The sequence below is a fragment of the Verrucomicrobiota bacterium genome (assembly GCA_016871535.1).
Lineage (GTDB): Bacteria > Verrucomicrobiota > Verrucomicrobiia > Limisphaerales > SIBE01 > VHCZ01.
The window spans coordinates 23,598-37,060 of record VHCZ01000032.1; the positions used below are offsets into that span (position 1 = coordinate 23,598).

The 13,463-nt window shown below is 60.2% G+C and carries 10 protein-coding genes and 1 tRNA gene; 6 read left to right on the forward strand and 5 right to left on the reverse strand.

The features are described from left to right. Nucleotides 1-154: 154 nt before the first annotated feature. Together FJ398_06700 and FJ398_06705 are read right to left on the reverse strand one after the other, a co-directional pair. Nucleotides 155-1,495, reverse strand: coding sequence for a glutamate--tRNA ligase (locus FJ398_06700; protein MBM3837641.1), 1,341 nt, complete (start codon nt 1,493-1,495; stop codon nt 155-157). Nucleotides 1,496-1,632: 137 nt separating this feature from the next. After that, a complete protein-coding gene (locus tag FJ398_06705; protein MBM3837642.1) occupies nt 1,633-5,289 on the reverse strand; it encodes a hypothetical protein in 3,657 nt (1,218 codons plus the stop codon). A gap of 444 nt (nt 5,290-5,733) precedes the next feature. Between FJ398_06705 and FJ398_06710 the strand changes: the two genes are divergently transcribed. The 4 genes from FJ398_06710 to FJ398_06725 are packed head-to-tail and all read left to right on the forward strand — an operon-like array spanning nt 5,734 to nt 7,177. Further along, nucleotides 5,734-6,045 (forward strand): RNA-binding protein, encoded by a 312-nt coding sequence (locus tag FJ398_06710; GenBank protein ID MBM3837643.1) that lies wholly within the window; start codon nt 5,734-5,736, stop codon nt 6,043-6,045. A gap of 45 nt (nt 6,046-6,090) precedes the next feature. Next, nucleotides 6,091-6,306: a translation initiation factor IF-1 gene (infA, locus tag FJ398_06715; GenBank protein ID MBM3837644.1), complete on the forward strand. Its 216-nt coding sequence runs from the start codon at nt 6,091-6,093 to the stop codon at nt 6,304-6,306. 47 nt (nt 6,307-6,353) lie between these two features. Further along, the gene (locus tag FJ398_06720; protein MBM3837645.1) at nt 6,354-6,956 is read left to right on the forward strand and encodes a fatty acid hydroxylase; all 603 of its coding nucleotides are present in this window, start codon (nt 6,354-6,356) and stop codon (nt 6,954-6,956) included. Further along, complete coding sequence (locus FJ398_06725; protein MBM3837646.1) at nt 6,842-7,177, forward strand: hypothetical protein; 336 nt, start codon at nt 6,842-6,844, stop codon at nt 7,175-7,177. Before FJ398_06720 ends, FJ398_06725 begins: the two co-directional genes overlap by 115 nt. A 327-nt stretch (nt 7,178-7,504) precedes the next feature. On the opposite strand, the gene FJ398_06730 is transcribed toward FJ398_06725, so the two are convergent. From FJ398_06730 to FJ398_06740, 3 genes are all read right to left on the reverse strand, one after another. Further along, nucleotides 7,505-7,581: transfer RNA gene (locus tag FJ398_06730), tRNA-Pro, on the reverse strand. Nucleotides 7,582-8,066: 485 nt separating this feature from the next. Then, nucleotides 8,067-10,427 carry a S9 family peptidase gene (locus FJ398_06735; GenBank protein ID MBM3837647.1) on the reverse strand — a complete coding sequence of 787 codons (2,361 nt, stop codon included), beginning with the start codon at nt 10,425-10,427 and terminating at the stop codon, nt 8,067-8,069. 169 nt (nt 10,428-10,596) lie between these two features. Then, complete coding sequence (locus FJ398_06740) at nt 10,597-10,890, reverse strand: ferrous iron transport protein A (GenBank protein MBM3837648.1); 294 nt, start codon at nt 10,888-10,890, stop codon at nt 10,597-10,599. 659 nt (nt 10,891-11,549) lie between these two features. Between FJ398_06740 and FJ398_06745 the strand changes: the two genes are divergently transcribed. Both FJ398_06745 and FJ398_06750 read left to right on the forward strand, forming a co-directional pair. Continuing rightward, nucleotides 11,550-11,909, forward strand: a complete 360-nt coding sequence (locus FJ398_06745; GenBank protein ID MBM3837649.1) for a hypothetical protein — start codon at nt 11,550-11,552, stop codon at nt 11,907-11,909. Between the two features lie 71 nt (nt 11,910-11,980). Next, nucleotides 11,981-13,432, forward strand: coding sequence for an NAD(P)-dependent oxidoreductase (locus FJ398_06750; protein MBM3837650.1), 1,452 nt, complete (start codon nt 11,981-11,983; stop codon nt 13,430-13,432). Nucleotides 13,433-13,463: the final 31 nt, after the last annotated feature.

Here is a 13,463-nt window from a genome sequence, read left to right on the forward strand (position 1 = left end):
CGCTCAATTCCGCTCATTCCCGAAGATCTTGATGTGGCCACGGATGACACGCATGAGCACCGATAGGAACTTCGGTGATCCAGGTCACTCCCTTCTCCATCCGTGTGCTCCGGTGTAATCCGTGTTTAATTGTTGCGGCAGCCGCAATAGGGGCTCAAGCGGCCAGGGCCCGGTCAATGCGTTTCAGCACCTGTTCTTTGCCCAATACCTCCAGCAGGTGATAGAGACTTGGTCCGGAAGTCCGACCGGTACAGGCGAACCGGCACGGGTGCACCAGAGCGCCGACCTTGGCCCCCAGGCTCCGAGCCGTCTCCTTCAGCGCGACCTCAACCGCGGTCGCGTTAAAGTGCTCCAACTCCGCAAAGGCCGCGCGCAAGCTCGACAGCCGGGCGCGTTCGTCCTGACCAAGATTCGCCTTCGCCGCCGCCGGGTCGTGAGCGAGTTCATCGACGAAATAAAATCCGGCGTAATCCGCCAGTTCGGAGAATTGTTTGATCTTGCCCACGCAAGTTTCCAGCGCGGCGCGAATGTACTGCGGGCTGAAACGGGCCACTGGCAAGCCCGCGCGATTCAACGCCTGCACGCCGAGGTCCTGGAAACGCTCCCGGCTCATCGTTCGGATGTATTCGCCGTTGAGCCATTGGAGTTTGCTCGCGTCGAAGCGCGCGTTGTGGCGGAGAATCTGCGGCAGATCGAAGAGCTGAACGATTTCCTCTCGGGCCAACACTTCGCGATTCTGCTTTGGCGACCAGCCCAGCAAACAGAGATAGTTCACCACCGCGTCGGGGACGCACCCTTCCGCTTCGTAAGCGGTGAGCGACGCGCCTTTGTCGCGTTTGCTCATCTTGGTGCCGTCGGGGTTCAGGATCAGCGGGATGTGGGCGTAGGCAGGAGGTTCGGCGCCAAACGCCTGAAACAGCGCGATGTGTTTGGAGGTGTTGGAAAGATGATCTTCGCCGCGGATCACGTGAGTCACCCGCATTTCCAGATCATCAATCACATTTACCAGGTGAAACACCGGCTGGCCGTCCGAACGCACAATCACAAAATCCGGATCCTCGATTTCGCGGTCGGTCAATTCCCGCTTCACCTCGCCGACAATCAGGTCGCGAATGAGGATCGGCTCACGGGTCATTCTGAATTTCACCGCGCCTTCGTGTTCGTAAGCGCAGCCCTTTTGAATCAGCTCTGCCACGCGCTGTTTGTAGATGGGTCCGCGCTGCGATTGAAAGTACGGGCCGAAACTGCCTCGGCTTGCGCCTTTGGGATCACCGCTGGTCGGCCCTTCGTCCCAATCCAGTCCAAGCCATCGCAACCCGTTCAGAATCACTTCGACCGCTTCCTGCGTGTTGCGGGCGGCATCCGTGTCTTCAATGCGGAGAACGAACGTTCCGCCCGTGTGTCGGGCATACAGCCAGTTGAAGAGCGCCGTCCGGGCGCCTCCAATATGAAGGAAGCCCGTGGGACTGGGCGCGAAACGAACGCGGACACTCATAAAGTCAGTCTCATGATTAGGATCTGGAATCAGTCGCGCGAAGATACGGTTGTCGCCGGGGCACTGGCAACACCGCTGTTGAAAGACAAAAAAAGACCGGGCAATGCAGCCCGGTCTTCGCGAGTAGTCAGCCGAAATTACGGGGCCAGCAGGCGGTAGAACTTGCGCGGGCCCGCCGTTTGCGCGTTGAATGTGCCCTGCGGATTGCCGGCCACATCCGTCCAAGGGCCGGTCACGTCCGAAGCTTCTTGCAGCTTTCCGCCCCCGGTCCAGGTGATCGTGAGCGTGGTTCCGCTCAGAGTCGATTTGCCAAACGCGGGCCTGCCTCCCACCGGAGGAGCAACTCCCCCCGTGGCCCGCGTCACCACCACGCCGTACATGTTTAGGCCGGCGTTGTCCGCTTGCTTGAGTTGGAAGGTGCCGGCCGGAAAGGCTTTTGTATAGACCGAATACCATTGGTTGATCGTTCCGTCCGCGCCTTCGTCAATGCCCACTTCGTCCGGAGCGGTCGCGCTGCCCGCGCGATTCTTGCCCGACACCATCGGTTTCCACCCTTCAACCAGCACCCATTGCATTTTCGTGGGGCCTAGCGCAGGAGGCGTGTTGTTGGCGCTGTTCGGGTCGCCCAGACGATTGTCGATCAACAGATAGACTTGCACGGCCTGCGCGACAGTCACATCCAGGCGATAGCCCGCGTTGTCGCGATTGTCATTGCCGGACATGATGTATTCGCCGCCGACCAGGTAAGCAGGAATCGACACGGTGTCCGAGGCGTTGGTGTAGCGATGATTGCGGTCCACAAACGCCGGGGAATGATTGCCGAAAAGCCCGACGGTGTACTTCTCCCCGATCACGGCACCCGGGATAGGTTCATTGGCGACGGAAACCGGGAACGTTTGGCCGGTCCACTTCGCGATGATCGTGTCAGTCGCTTCGTTGTCGCCCCCTGTTTCCACAACGTTCGTGATGATTGCCGGGACCGGTGCGCCGCCCGCAGGCGTCGTCGGATCATCCTTTGGATCGGGATGGCTGATGACCGTGAAGAGGTTCACTTCCCGCGGTGAAGTCACGCCCAGTTCGGCTTTGTTCTGAAGATTGATTTCGCCCTTGGCCGCGATGCAGATTTCTTTCGTAGTCGTAGCCACACTCATCTGCAACGTGCGGATTCCGCCCGTCTTGGACGCGTTCAAAAACGCGAGGAAACTTTTGGTCAACGGCGTGAAGGCTTTCTTGGCGCCGTCAAAGGCCAGCACGCGCGCGGCGACCTGCTGTTGCTCGTAACCCGGCGGCTTGGAAACCCACGAGACCGTCAGGCGGTTCAACGCGTCCACAGCGATATTGACGCGGTCGAAGTCACCCGTGAAGGCCGGCTCGCTCACTTCCGTGACGGCGACGAACTTTTGATCGCGGGAATCAAACGCGGCGACTTTCACCAAAGCACCGCTGGTCACCTTGCCCGCCAGAAAGACATACGGGCTGTTGATATGACTGGCGATGCGGGTACCATCACCCCGGCCCCCGTCGAACGTTTCACCAGAAGCGCTCTGGGCCACAGTGCCCTTCAGATTGCCGGCATTGTCGTAGAACCGGAGGTTGCCGTTGACGCGAACGCAAAAACCGCCTTGATACGCCGCCACGTTCGACCAGATCTGGCCCATGTCAATCGTGAACGAATCTTTCACGATCGTTCCGTCCGGCGCGATGATCACCGCAGTGGCGGCACGGTCGGTCGCCCGAGCATTCGAGCGGTCATCGGCCACGACGACGAAATTCCCGTTATCCAGTCCTGCGACGTCTCCGCCAAAACGTCCGATTTCAGGCGTGACTGCGGGCGTTCCCGAAGTCAGCCGTCCATTCACCGCGTCGATGGCTCTACTCAACGAAGTTTGAGTCAACGTCGCCGCATCCAGTTTGAAGGTCTGAACCACGGCATAACGGCCATCCGCACCGCGATCGAATCCTAGCGTCCATCTCTTGTCCGAGCCGAACGCCGGAAACACGTGCGGGGAAGCTTCGCCGCCGACGATGAAATTGACCGCGCCAGGCCGCTTGTCTCCGGCGACACGGCCTGGATTTCCGTTTTGGCGCGAGGCATTGATCTGGCCTTTGTAAGGTTTGCCGTCATCACCGAAGAACCCATCGCCCAGTTTCATGGGTTTGCCGTCCACAGGTTGGAGCGCCACAACGTATCGTTGTTCGGTCGCCGAGCCGTCCGCGAAGGTGTTGCCTCCGATCAAGAAAACGCTGTTGCCCAGGACGCTGATATACGGCTCCCAGTTTCCGAGGGCATCGGCCTGCGGATTGATGACGGGTGTGTCGGCGACAATCCGCTTTAGTCCGACGGACTCCACGCTGCCGGCGGTGAAGGTGCTGAACATTCTCCCGGCGACCACGCGTTTGTCGGGAGAGGTTGGCTCGTTCCGACTCTGCCAGACCACAACGGCCAGGCCCCCGCGCCAAGCGACGCGCGCTTGCCGAGATTCCAGGGTTGCACCTGGCCCATTCTCGATCTCACTGACGTAAAACGTGCCGCCCAGTGGGTTACCCCTCTCATCAAACATCCGCCCAAGCACCAGCCGGTTCGCTCCGCCCGTGGCGCTCGTATCGTCAAACACCGCGATTACGCGCCCGCTGGCATCAATGGCCGCGTCCACGCGATCCGGTCCATTTAGCGTAATGTCGTCAGCCACGGCGCGCGACCACCGCACGCTGCCGTTCGTGGAGTTCAGGACCGTGAGCCAAACCTGTTTGGCGCCTTGTTCATCCGTGCCGCTGTTCACGACGACGTAGGCATCGACACCATTTCCGTGAAAACCCAGTCCATCACCGCGCCCGCCGTTGGCGGCCCCCGCTTTTCCGGTGATCTTGGCGATATCGATGTTTGTCGAGATCGGCGCGCCGCTGTTGTCGAACAAGCGGACCGCACCCACGCCGCTCCAGGAAAACCGAACGGCGAACCCGTTTTTGGTGACTCCGACGCCGTGCCAGATCTCACTCTTCACCGGTTCGGAACTGACCAGCCCAACAGGTCGGAGCTCTTTCCCGGTGGGATCGACAATGCGGTAGATCGCGTGATTCTCGGCGGAGGCGCCTTTGTACTTATCGACTAGGTCCTGTTTCTGACGGCTCTCGCCGACGATGACGATGTTGCCATTGGAAAGGTACTCCCAGTCGCCGATGCGGATGTCTCCGCCCGTGTCGGCATAGGCATCATCGACTCCGGAGACGATGCCGATGGGCTTGCCATCGTTTGTTAGCAATTGGACGGCAGGAAAATCGCCCGCATCTCCCGCGGGTGTTGTTTGGATGCTGGCGAATTCCGGCACATCCAAACCCAGTTCGAAGGCAGTCGCCCCCATGCCGAAACCGTCGCCGAACAAGTTCGCTTTGATTTTTGGACCCCAGGAAGTGTGCCCGGAAACCGGGGTGCCATCCTTCCGGAAGAAAGCGCGGTACCTGGTGGTCACTTTGGTGCCATCTGCTTTGTGGACTTCGCCGTCGGAACTCAAGGCTTTGCCCGCGGGATCGAACAGCATCCAAACCGCCTCGAAGTCCGTGACGCCGTCACCGTCATCTTCCCACCCGACGATGACATTTCCATTATTGGCGATCGCGACGCCCAGACTTTCCACTTTGCCATTATTAAGGTTGTCCGGCGGGACGTTGATGTAGAACGTATCGGTCTTCGGCAGAAGGCCGTTGTCCTCCGGATTGCCTGGTTGTTTAGTCTGCGCCGTGGCGATTTGAGCCAGGGCGAAGGCCAGGATAGTGATGCTTGCGAGATGTGCTTTCATGTGCGTATCGGGAATAGTTTTTTTGCCTTTGTGTCTTGCCATCACCAGGCTGACGCATGCTGCAGCCATCCCACGAAAAAGCGAAACGCCTGGGAACACAGGGTCGAACCGCATTGGAATCGTGGAGAAAGAGCAAACAGTTTCATGCCTGGAACCAAAGCTGAACAGGCGGGAATCATGAATTGAATCCGGTTGACTTGTCAACGCTTTACGTCTGTCCAAACGTAATTCTATGACGCCACGCCTCCGGCGCCGGCGCGAAAAGAAATACTTCTTGCTTTGCGGGCCGGCTGTGACATTGTCCCCCCCACTTAGATTTGATTGTCCAGCTTCCGCAGACCTGGTGAATCTTCAGTTGAACCCGTTTCAGTGATGATTTGAAACCCGGCAGCCGGGAACGGTCCCGCAAGCAGCAAGTCAGTCTAGTCGAATAACATCATCATAATGAACACGAAATTGTATGTCGGGAATCTATCCTTCGACACCACCGAAAACGACCTCCAGGACACTTTCACGGCCTTCGGCCCGGTCACGGAAGTGAATCTCATCACGGATCGCAGCACCGGGCGCTCCAGGGGCTTTGCCTTCGTCACTATGGCCACGCCCGAGGGGGCGAAAGCGGCGATTGAGGGGATGGCGGGCAAAAGCATCGGCGGCCGCAATCTCACCGTGAACGAGGCGCGTCCGCGCGAAGAACGCGGCGGCGGGGAAGGTTTTAGTCGAGGCCCGCGCCGTCAACAATACTCACGACATTAACGATGACTTCGCGTCCGCGCGGCTCAGCATTCCCACGAAAACCAGATGAGCGACGAACATCTTGAACTGGAAGGAACCGTGGCCACGGTTCTGCCCGGAACAATGTTCCGCGTCCGGCTCGACAATGATCGCGAAGTCCTCGCGCATTTGTCCGGCAAAATGCGCAAACACTTCGTGCGGCTGACCACCGGCGATCGCGTCCGGCTGGAAATGTCGCCCTACGATTTGACAAAGGCCCGAATTACTTACCGCCTCCGCTGATCCGCTCCAATGGGGACGGATGAACGGAGGCATTTTACTCAGCGATGATGTCTTTATTTATTTTTTGGACCACAATCGGAGTTGTACTCGGCACCGTTTACAGCTCATTTTTTGAATGGACCTTGCATCGCTATCTGATGCACCAGCCAGTCGGGGTCTTCACCTACCCCTTCGAGCGCCACGCCCTGGTCCATCACCGCATCTTCCGCGCGGACTACACGTATCACCTGATTGACGAAAAGGACAAGCCGACCATCCCCATGGCGTGGTGGAACGGCCCTTTGCTGATCGCCGCTTGCCAGATTCCTTTTGTCCTGGCCTCCTGGTGGTCCGGTCACTGGGGTATTGTGTGCGGCTCCCTGCTGGCTTGCAGCGCTTACTACGGCGCTTACGAATACCTCCACTGGTGCATGCACTTGCCGCGGCAACGGAACGTCGAACGTTCCGGCATCTTCTTCCGGTTGAACGGGCACCATTTGCTCCATCACCGTTACATGCACAAGAACTTCAACGTCGTGTTCCCGCTCGCGGATCTTTGCCTGGGCACACTGCTGCTGCGTTCCAAAGTGCATTTCAAACAAGCGGAAGGCGCTTCGGTGCCGAACGTGCAGCCAAAAGCTCCGCAGCACGCCCTGGCCGTTGGTCCGTAGCGTCGCTCAAGAAGTGGCAGAACGTTGTCGCGGCCCCGGAGCAGTGTATCGGAGTAACGGCCGACGACTTCATTATCCAATGCCGCAGCCAAACCGAAGCGCAAGCCGCTTTGGATGAGGTGAAGCACTGGGTGGAAGCCGAAGGTTTGCAACTGCACCCGACCAAGACCCGCCTCGTGGACGCCACGCAACGTGGGGGATTCGACTTTCTGGGTTATTAATGGCCTCGGCAGAAGAGCCAGGAGAAGTTGAAAGAAACGATTCGCGGTGGTCGATGGCGCGGGCCCAATTTTCCGGGCGTCGCCCGCGCAGCCCCTTTTCAAAGTGCGCGTTCCGACGCGCGGGCTTTTGAGCCAGTACCAACCGAGCGATGACGGCCAGCGTCTTCTCGTGAACACGTTGAGCGAGCAAGCGCAGACCCCGCGGACGCTCACCGTCGTGCTGAACTGGCCATCGCTGGTGAAGAAGAGAGAAACCGGCCGGGTTGCAGAAACGCCCTCCTCGCCTCAGAGTTTTCAGACAGGCTCTTAAGATTCGTCTGGGGAGAGTGGTCGGGGCGGTGAGATTTGAACTCACGACCTTCTGAACCCCATTCAGACGCGCTACCAAGCTACGCTACGCCCCGACCAAGAGTCGCAACCGTCAGTTGCGCCGAGTCAGGATAGTAGGCGCGGGGAATCCGAATTCAATGCTTTTCGCGAGGCCATTGCGAAGTAGCCCAGGCTTTCGAGCCTGCGGGTTCACGGAGCTTTCCAGCTCCGTTTCCCGAGCGGCACTGCCGGGGACTGGAAAGTCTCCCAAACCGGCAGGCTGGAAAGCCGGCTGGAAAGCCTGCCCCACAACGCCAAGGTTCTTGCATGAGAAAAAGCGGATGACATCAACAGCTCCCACGCCGTGCGACTGAGGTTCAAGTTCCTGAGGCCATCTGACCCTTTGAGGTGAACCAACCCGGCTTTGAGTCAGGATCGCGGCGGCAAGAACGGCCAATGCCAATGCCCCCACCCGAATCCGATCCACGCAATCTTCTTTCTGCTCCTGGTCGTCATGCTTGCTCGTGGCCGTCTTCCCAGCCCCGGAATCTCTCTTGCCTCCGTGTCCTCCTGTTGAAATTCAATTTCCCGACGCCGGGTCGGTGTAAGTAATCTCCATCGGCGGCATCGCGCCGCCCGGCCCTTGGAGGTAATGCTCCATCCATTGCATCAGTCGGAGATTGTAATCCAGACGCGCCGCGGCCTTGCGGTTGCCATGCACTTCGCCCGGATAAAGGACCAATCGCACCGGCGCCCGATTGTGCAGTTTGAGATGGCGATAGAGTTCCCGCGACTGGCCGACGTTCACGCGTGGGTCGTCCTTGCCGTGCAGAATCAGCAAGGGCGTGCGGCCTTGCGCGGCATGGTAGATCGGGCTGCGTTCGAGCAGGAATTTCCAATCGTCCCAGGGCCGCTTCAAGGAGTGGACATAGAACTCTTCATTCGGAATGTCCGTCGTGCCGACCTTGGAAAGCTTGTCGCTGATGCCGACAAACATCACGCCGGCGGCGAATCGTTCGGAGTAACGCGTCGAGCACCACGCCGTGGCGTAACCGCCGTAGGAACCGCCCGTGACGCCGACTTTTGCGCGATCCGCCAGCCCGATTGAGATCAGGTGGTCCACCGCGTCGATCAAGTCGTCGAATTCCTTCCCGGCGGCGTCGCCCTGGCCAAGTTTGGAAAACGCCACGCCGCGGCCGGTGCTGCCGCGGTAATTTGGATAGAACACGGCCATGCCGCGCGCCGCCGCCACCTGGCCGGGCAAACTGTAAGTCGTCAGCCAGCCGTGGCTCACATGCGCTTCAGGTCCGCCGTGCACGGCCAGGATCAACGGGTAACGCGTCCCAGGTTTTTCATCGAGCGGACGGATGAGGATGCCCTCCAGTGCGAGGCCATCGCGCGCTTTGTGGCGAATCACTTCCTGGCGCGCGAGCCGAGTTTTCTCCAGAGCCGGATTGCTGTCGGTGCGGCGTCTGGGCGTGGCGTCGCCCTGGCGCCAGGTGAAGAGCTCCGGCGGATGCGCGGGAAAACTCGCGATCAAAGCCGCGTGTTGGCCGTTTTCCGAAATCGATAAGCTTCCAAGAACGGGGCCGGTTGGCCCGAAGATCGGCTGCGGCTCGCGCGCGGTCGATCCCACATCAATCTTGGCAAAGACGGTTTCCACGCCAATGGCCGCGACGTAGCTGATCGTGTGGTTGCCCGCCCATTCGAAATGGCTGACTGCTCCATCGAAGCCGGGCAGAAGTTCGCGCAGCGGACCGCCGGCCGCATCGGCCACCATGAGCCGGCCGGGGTCGGGATCGTGAACGTCCGCCGCGGCGATCAAACCGATTCGTTTGCCGTCCGGGCTCCATGCGACGCCGCCGAGTTTTCCTGGATTATCGACGCGCGCGAGCCCTTCTCCGGTCCTGGCGTCGAGCACGCGAACTTGCTGGCGCATGAACGAATCATCCACTGACGGCGTCGGAGCGGCGGTCACGAGCAGCCGATCATCCACGGGGCTCCAGTGCGCTTGATAAACGTGGCCCTCGAACGGGAGCGGTTTGGAAGGAGCTTTCTCGAAGAGCGTCACCGGCCAGATCTTGGCGGGCCGCCAATCCTCTTCGTAAATCTCGGCCTTGAATCCTCTCTCTTGAAGTTTCTTTTTTGCCTCAGGTTCAGCCTCGCTGGCAATGAGCGCCGCGCGCCGGCCATCCGGGGCCAGTGTATAGGCTGCGATGTCCGAGCCGATTTCAGCGGCTTTGCGCGCTTCACCGCCATCGACGGGAATGAGGTAGAGCGCTTTGGATTTGTCGTCTCCGCGTTTGGCGAGGAACGCGATCAGGCGGCCATCCGCGGTCCAGCGTACCGCACTGACGCTCACTTTGCCCGTGACAAAAGGCCGCGCGGCACCGTCGTGGGCGCCGACGATCCACAGCTCGCTCCACGGTTCGCCATCTTCGTCCACGTTTGGCTGGCGCGGCACGCCCAAGGTGTAGGCGACACGGCTGCCGTCAGGCGAAATGACGGCCGTGGTCACTTGCCGGAGCTCAGCGATGCGATGGGGCGTGAGGACGTTCTCGGCGGCCAAGGCACATGCCGCGATTAACGCCAGGATGGTTATGACGGCGCCCAGCACGGATGGCAGTGGGCGGAGGATCGAGTTCGTCTGAAGAATTTGGTGGCGATGAGCGGTGCAGGTTCGGCTTTTCACGATGGCGAAACGATTAACGAGTTTCGTAGCCCGAAGCAATCGTGAAGCGGTCACGAGGGCCATCCACCCGTTGTCGGGGGTGCGCTTAAGAGTGGCGGTCAGCGACTCCGATTGACTTCCTTCTCCCCAGGAGGAACGAGTGGGGAGAGGGTTGGAGAGAGGGGTCTCTTGGAAACATGAGAAGCGAGCCAACGCACCTCCTCTCCCCGGCCCTCTCCTCTCTTCGGGAAGAGAGGGAGAAGCCTTCATTGACCGACAGTTTCAATCGCACTCAGTTGCCGGTGGCATGGTAGCGAGATCTGGTCGATAGGATAGAGTGCAACTCTGCGCTACAACGGACGGAGTCAGCGACAACTTGTGGATGCACTGGGCGCTGACCTGCAGTCTGGAAGATTATTGAAAATCTGCGCGCGAGCTATCAGCAGGGCACGGCAATCCGTTCGACAAGAATTCCCTCGGCCAGCTTTGCGCCGATGCCCATCCGGCAATTGTCGATCTGGCAAATGACGCCGCCGCGTTGCGCCAGGCATTGGAGCACCTGCTGCTCGAAGAAGCCGATCTCTCGCAAACGCTGGCAAAGCTCGTCCGAAACGTTCAACCGCCGGATGCGCACGGTGGTTCCGGCCTGGATTTCGGTCAGGGGGCAGAGAGATTGCGCTCCGCAAATTTCACAATCCGGATTGGCGGTTTTGGGCGACGCAAAAGCGTTCATAAGCTGTCCGGTTCATACAGGCGAAGAGGCCGCCTCACTACACGTGGTTTGTTCAACGCTGCCTCTTTTTTGCCGCGAGCTGGAAAAAACAGGGCGAGTCCCACTGGCGAACCGCTCCAGACGGCGCTTCAGCGCTTTAAGGCCTCAACGACTATGACTGGCGGTTCTCATTTTGATTTGGGTAGGGCGAGCCTGTCCCAGCGAGCCGTCTTCAACGTGTTCCTGATACGTCGGACACGGCTCGCCGGGACGGACTCGCCCTACCGATGTGAACTGAGGCGCTATTTGCAACAAGGTTTTCGATTAAGAGCGTGTCCGAAAATTGCGCGGGGTCCTGCGGCGAGGGATTTTGGCTGTGGCCAAGGCGGCGAGGTCCGAGCATCCCCAACGCGGGCTGTAAGGACCGAGCCAACGCAGGCCACGGACAAAAGACCCGCCGCCCGGAGGGTTTTCGCGCCAAAGGCCGCCTGGCTTCGTTGCTCCTCAGTCGAAGATCCAGGGAGGATATTCTCCTTCGCTGCGCCTCGCCATCCGGCCTTTGGCGCGAGAACAGGACCCCGCGGAATTTTCGGACACGCTCTAAGTTTAGGACGAAGATAAGCGGGGCCTCTGGAGTGTTTGCGCATGACCAAACTCGCCAGTCAAGAAAGGGTGACTCCATGCCAAGCGGCGTGTGGCTCCTTCAACGCCGGCAGGGCATTTTCACTTTGAAATCCGAAAATTGTGTTTCGAGAGAGCGTGCCTCTCTCACCGGCGCGAACCAAAGAAAGAAGCGACCTATGAAAGCTGCACAACCCTGCGAGGTGAACCGCCTGTTCTCCTTCCACGCGCCTGACGCACAGAGCGTCTTGCTCGTGGGCGATTTCACTCACTGGCAACAGAGTCCGATCAGTCTCCTGAAGGGAGCCGATGGCGACTGGCATGCGACCGTGCCGTTGTCGGAGGGCGTCCACCGGTATCGATTCCTGGTGGATGGAGAATGGCGAGATGATCCGGATTACGAGGTCCGAGTTCCATAACGGCTCCTGGAATTCCGGTGAACCCAAGCGCGCAAACCAGCCCTGCTTGGAAACCCAAGCACGCCTGGCAAATGGTCCGCCGCGTCGCTCCGCCCAAGCGGTTCGCGCGAGAACGGATCGGCGATTTTCGCGAGATCGACCTCCTGTTCGACGAACGCGCGGTGCGGGAGCAAGCCAGCCGCTGCTTACACTGCCCCGAACCGATGTGCCGCACGGGTTGTCCCCTCGCCAACCGCATCCCCGAATGGCTGGCTCTCGCGGCCGACGGGAGATTTCTGGAAGCCTCCGCGCTCTCGCACTCGACGAGCAACATGCCGGAAATCTGTTCGCGCGTGTGTCCTCAAGATCGGCTTTGTGAAGGCGCGTGCATTCTGAACGCCCGCTCGGATCCCGTCGCCATCGGCAGCGTGGAGAAGTTCATCAATGAGTACGCGCTGGCGCGCGGAGAAATCCACGGCTGCACCGCCCCGCGCAACGGAGGACGAGTCGCCGTCGTCGGTTCGGGGCCGGGCGGGCTGGCCTGCGCCGACGAGTTGGCCAGGCTGGGCTACGCGGCCACTGTCTTCGAGTCGCAGCTCGTGCCCGGCGGCTTGCTCATGACTGGCATCCCTTCGTTCAAGCTGGAGCGAGGCGTCGTGGAGCGGCGCTTGGGAGTTTTGCGGGAGCGCGGCATCAACTTTCGCCTCGGCGTCACGCTCGGGCGCGACCTTTCATTGGGCGAACTCCGGGGCCGCTATGATGCGGTCTTTCTCGCGATTGGGGCTCAGGTGCCAAAGGTTCCGGACGTTCCCGGCGTTGAACTGAAGGGGGTCGTCGATGCCCTGCCGTTTTTGGCCCAGACGAAAGTGGGCGCGCTGGCAAAAGTGCCTCCCATCGATGTCGCGGGCAAAAGGGTCGCGGTCCTGGGCGGGGGCGACACGGCGATGGATTGTTTGCGCTCGGCCATTCGCCGCGGCGCGCGCGAGGCGGTCTGCCTGTACCGGCGCGATCTCGCCAACATGCCCGGGAGCCGAAAGGAATACTACAACGCCCTGGAAGAAGGCGCTCAGTTTCATTTTCTCACGAATCCAATCGCCATCGAAGGCAACGCGGAGGGCCAGGTCGCGCAGGTTCATTGTGTGCGCATGGAGTTGGGCGAACCGGATGCGAGCGGCCGGAGAAAACCCAGGGCTGTTCCCGGGTCCGAGTTCGTGGCCTCCGCGGAGCTTGTCCTCATCGCTTACGGATTCGATCCGCCGCCGCTGTCCGGCGTGAGTCCTGTTCTCAAGATCGCGACGAACGAATGGGGCGGAGTGATCGTCAATTCGGATCAGACCACGAACGTGCCAGGGATTTTTGCCGGCGGGGATTTGGTCCGCGGCCCAAGCCTGGTGGTTCACGCGGTGCGAGATGGACGGGCCGCTGCGGCAGGGATCGACCGCTATCTTAGTGGTCCATTTCATAAATACGCTCACGTTCGCGGCAAGGGATTTTTCGGCCAGACGAGGCGCGAGCGACGAGCATATCCCGAAGTGGATCTGTAAGGAGCAAGCAACGAAGTCTGGCGAAAAAGAA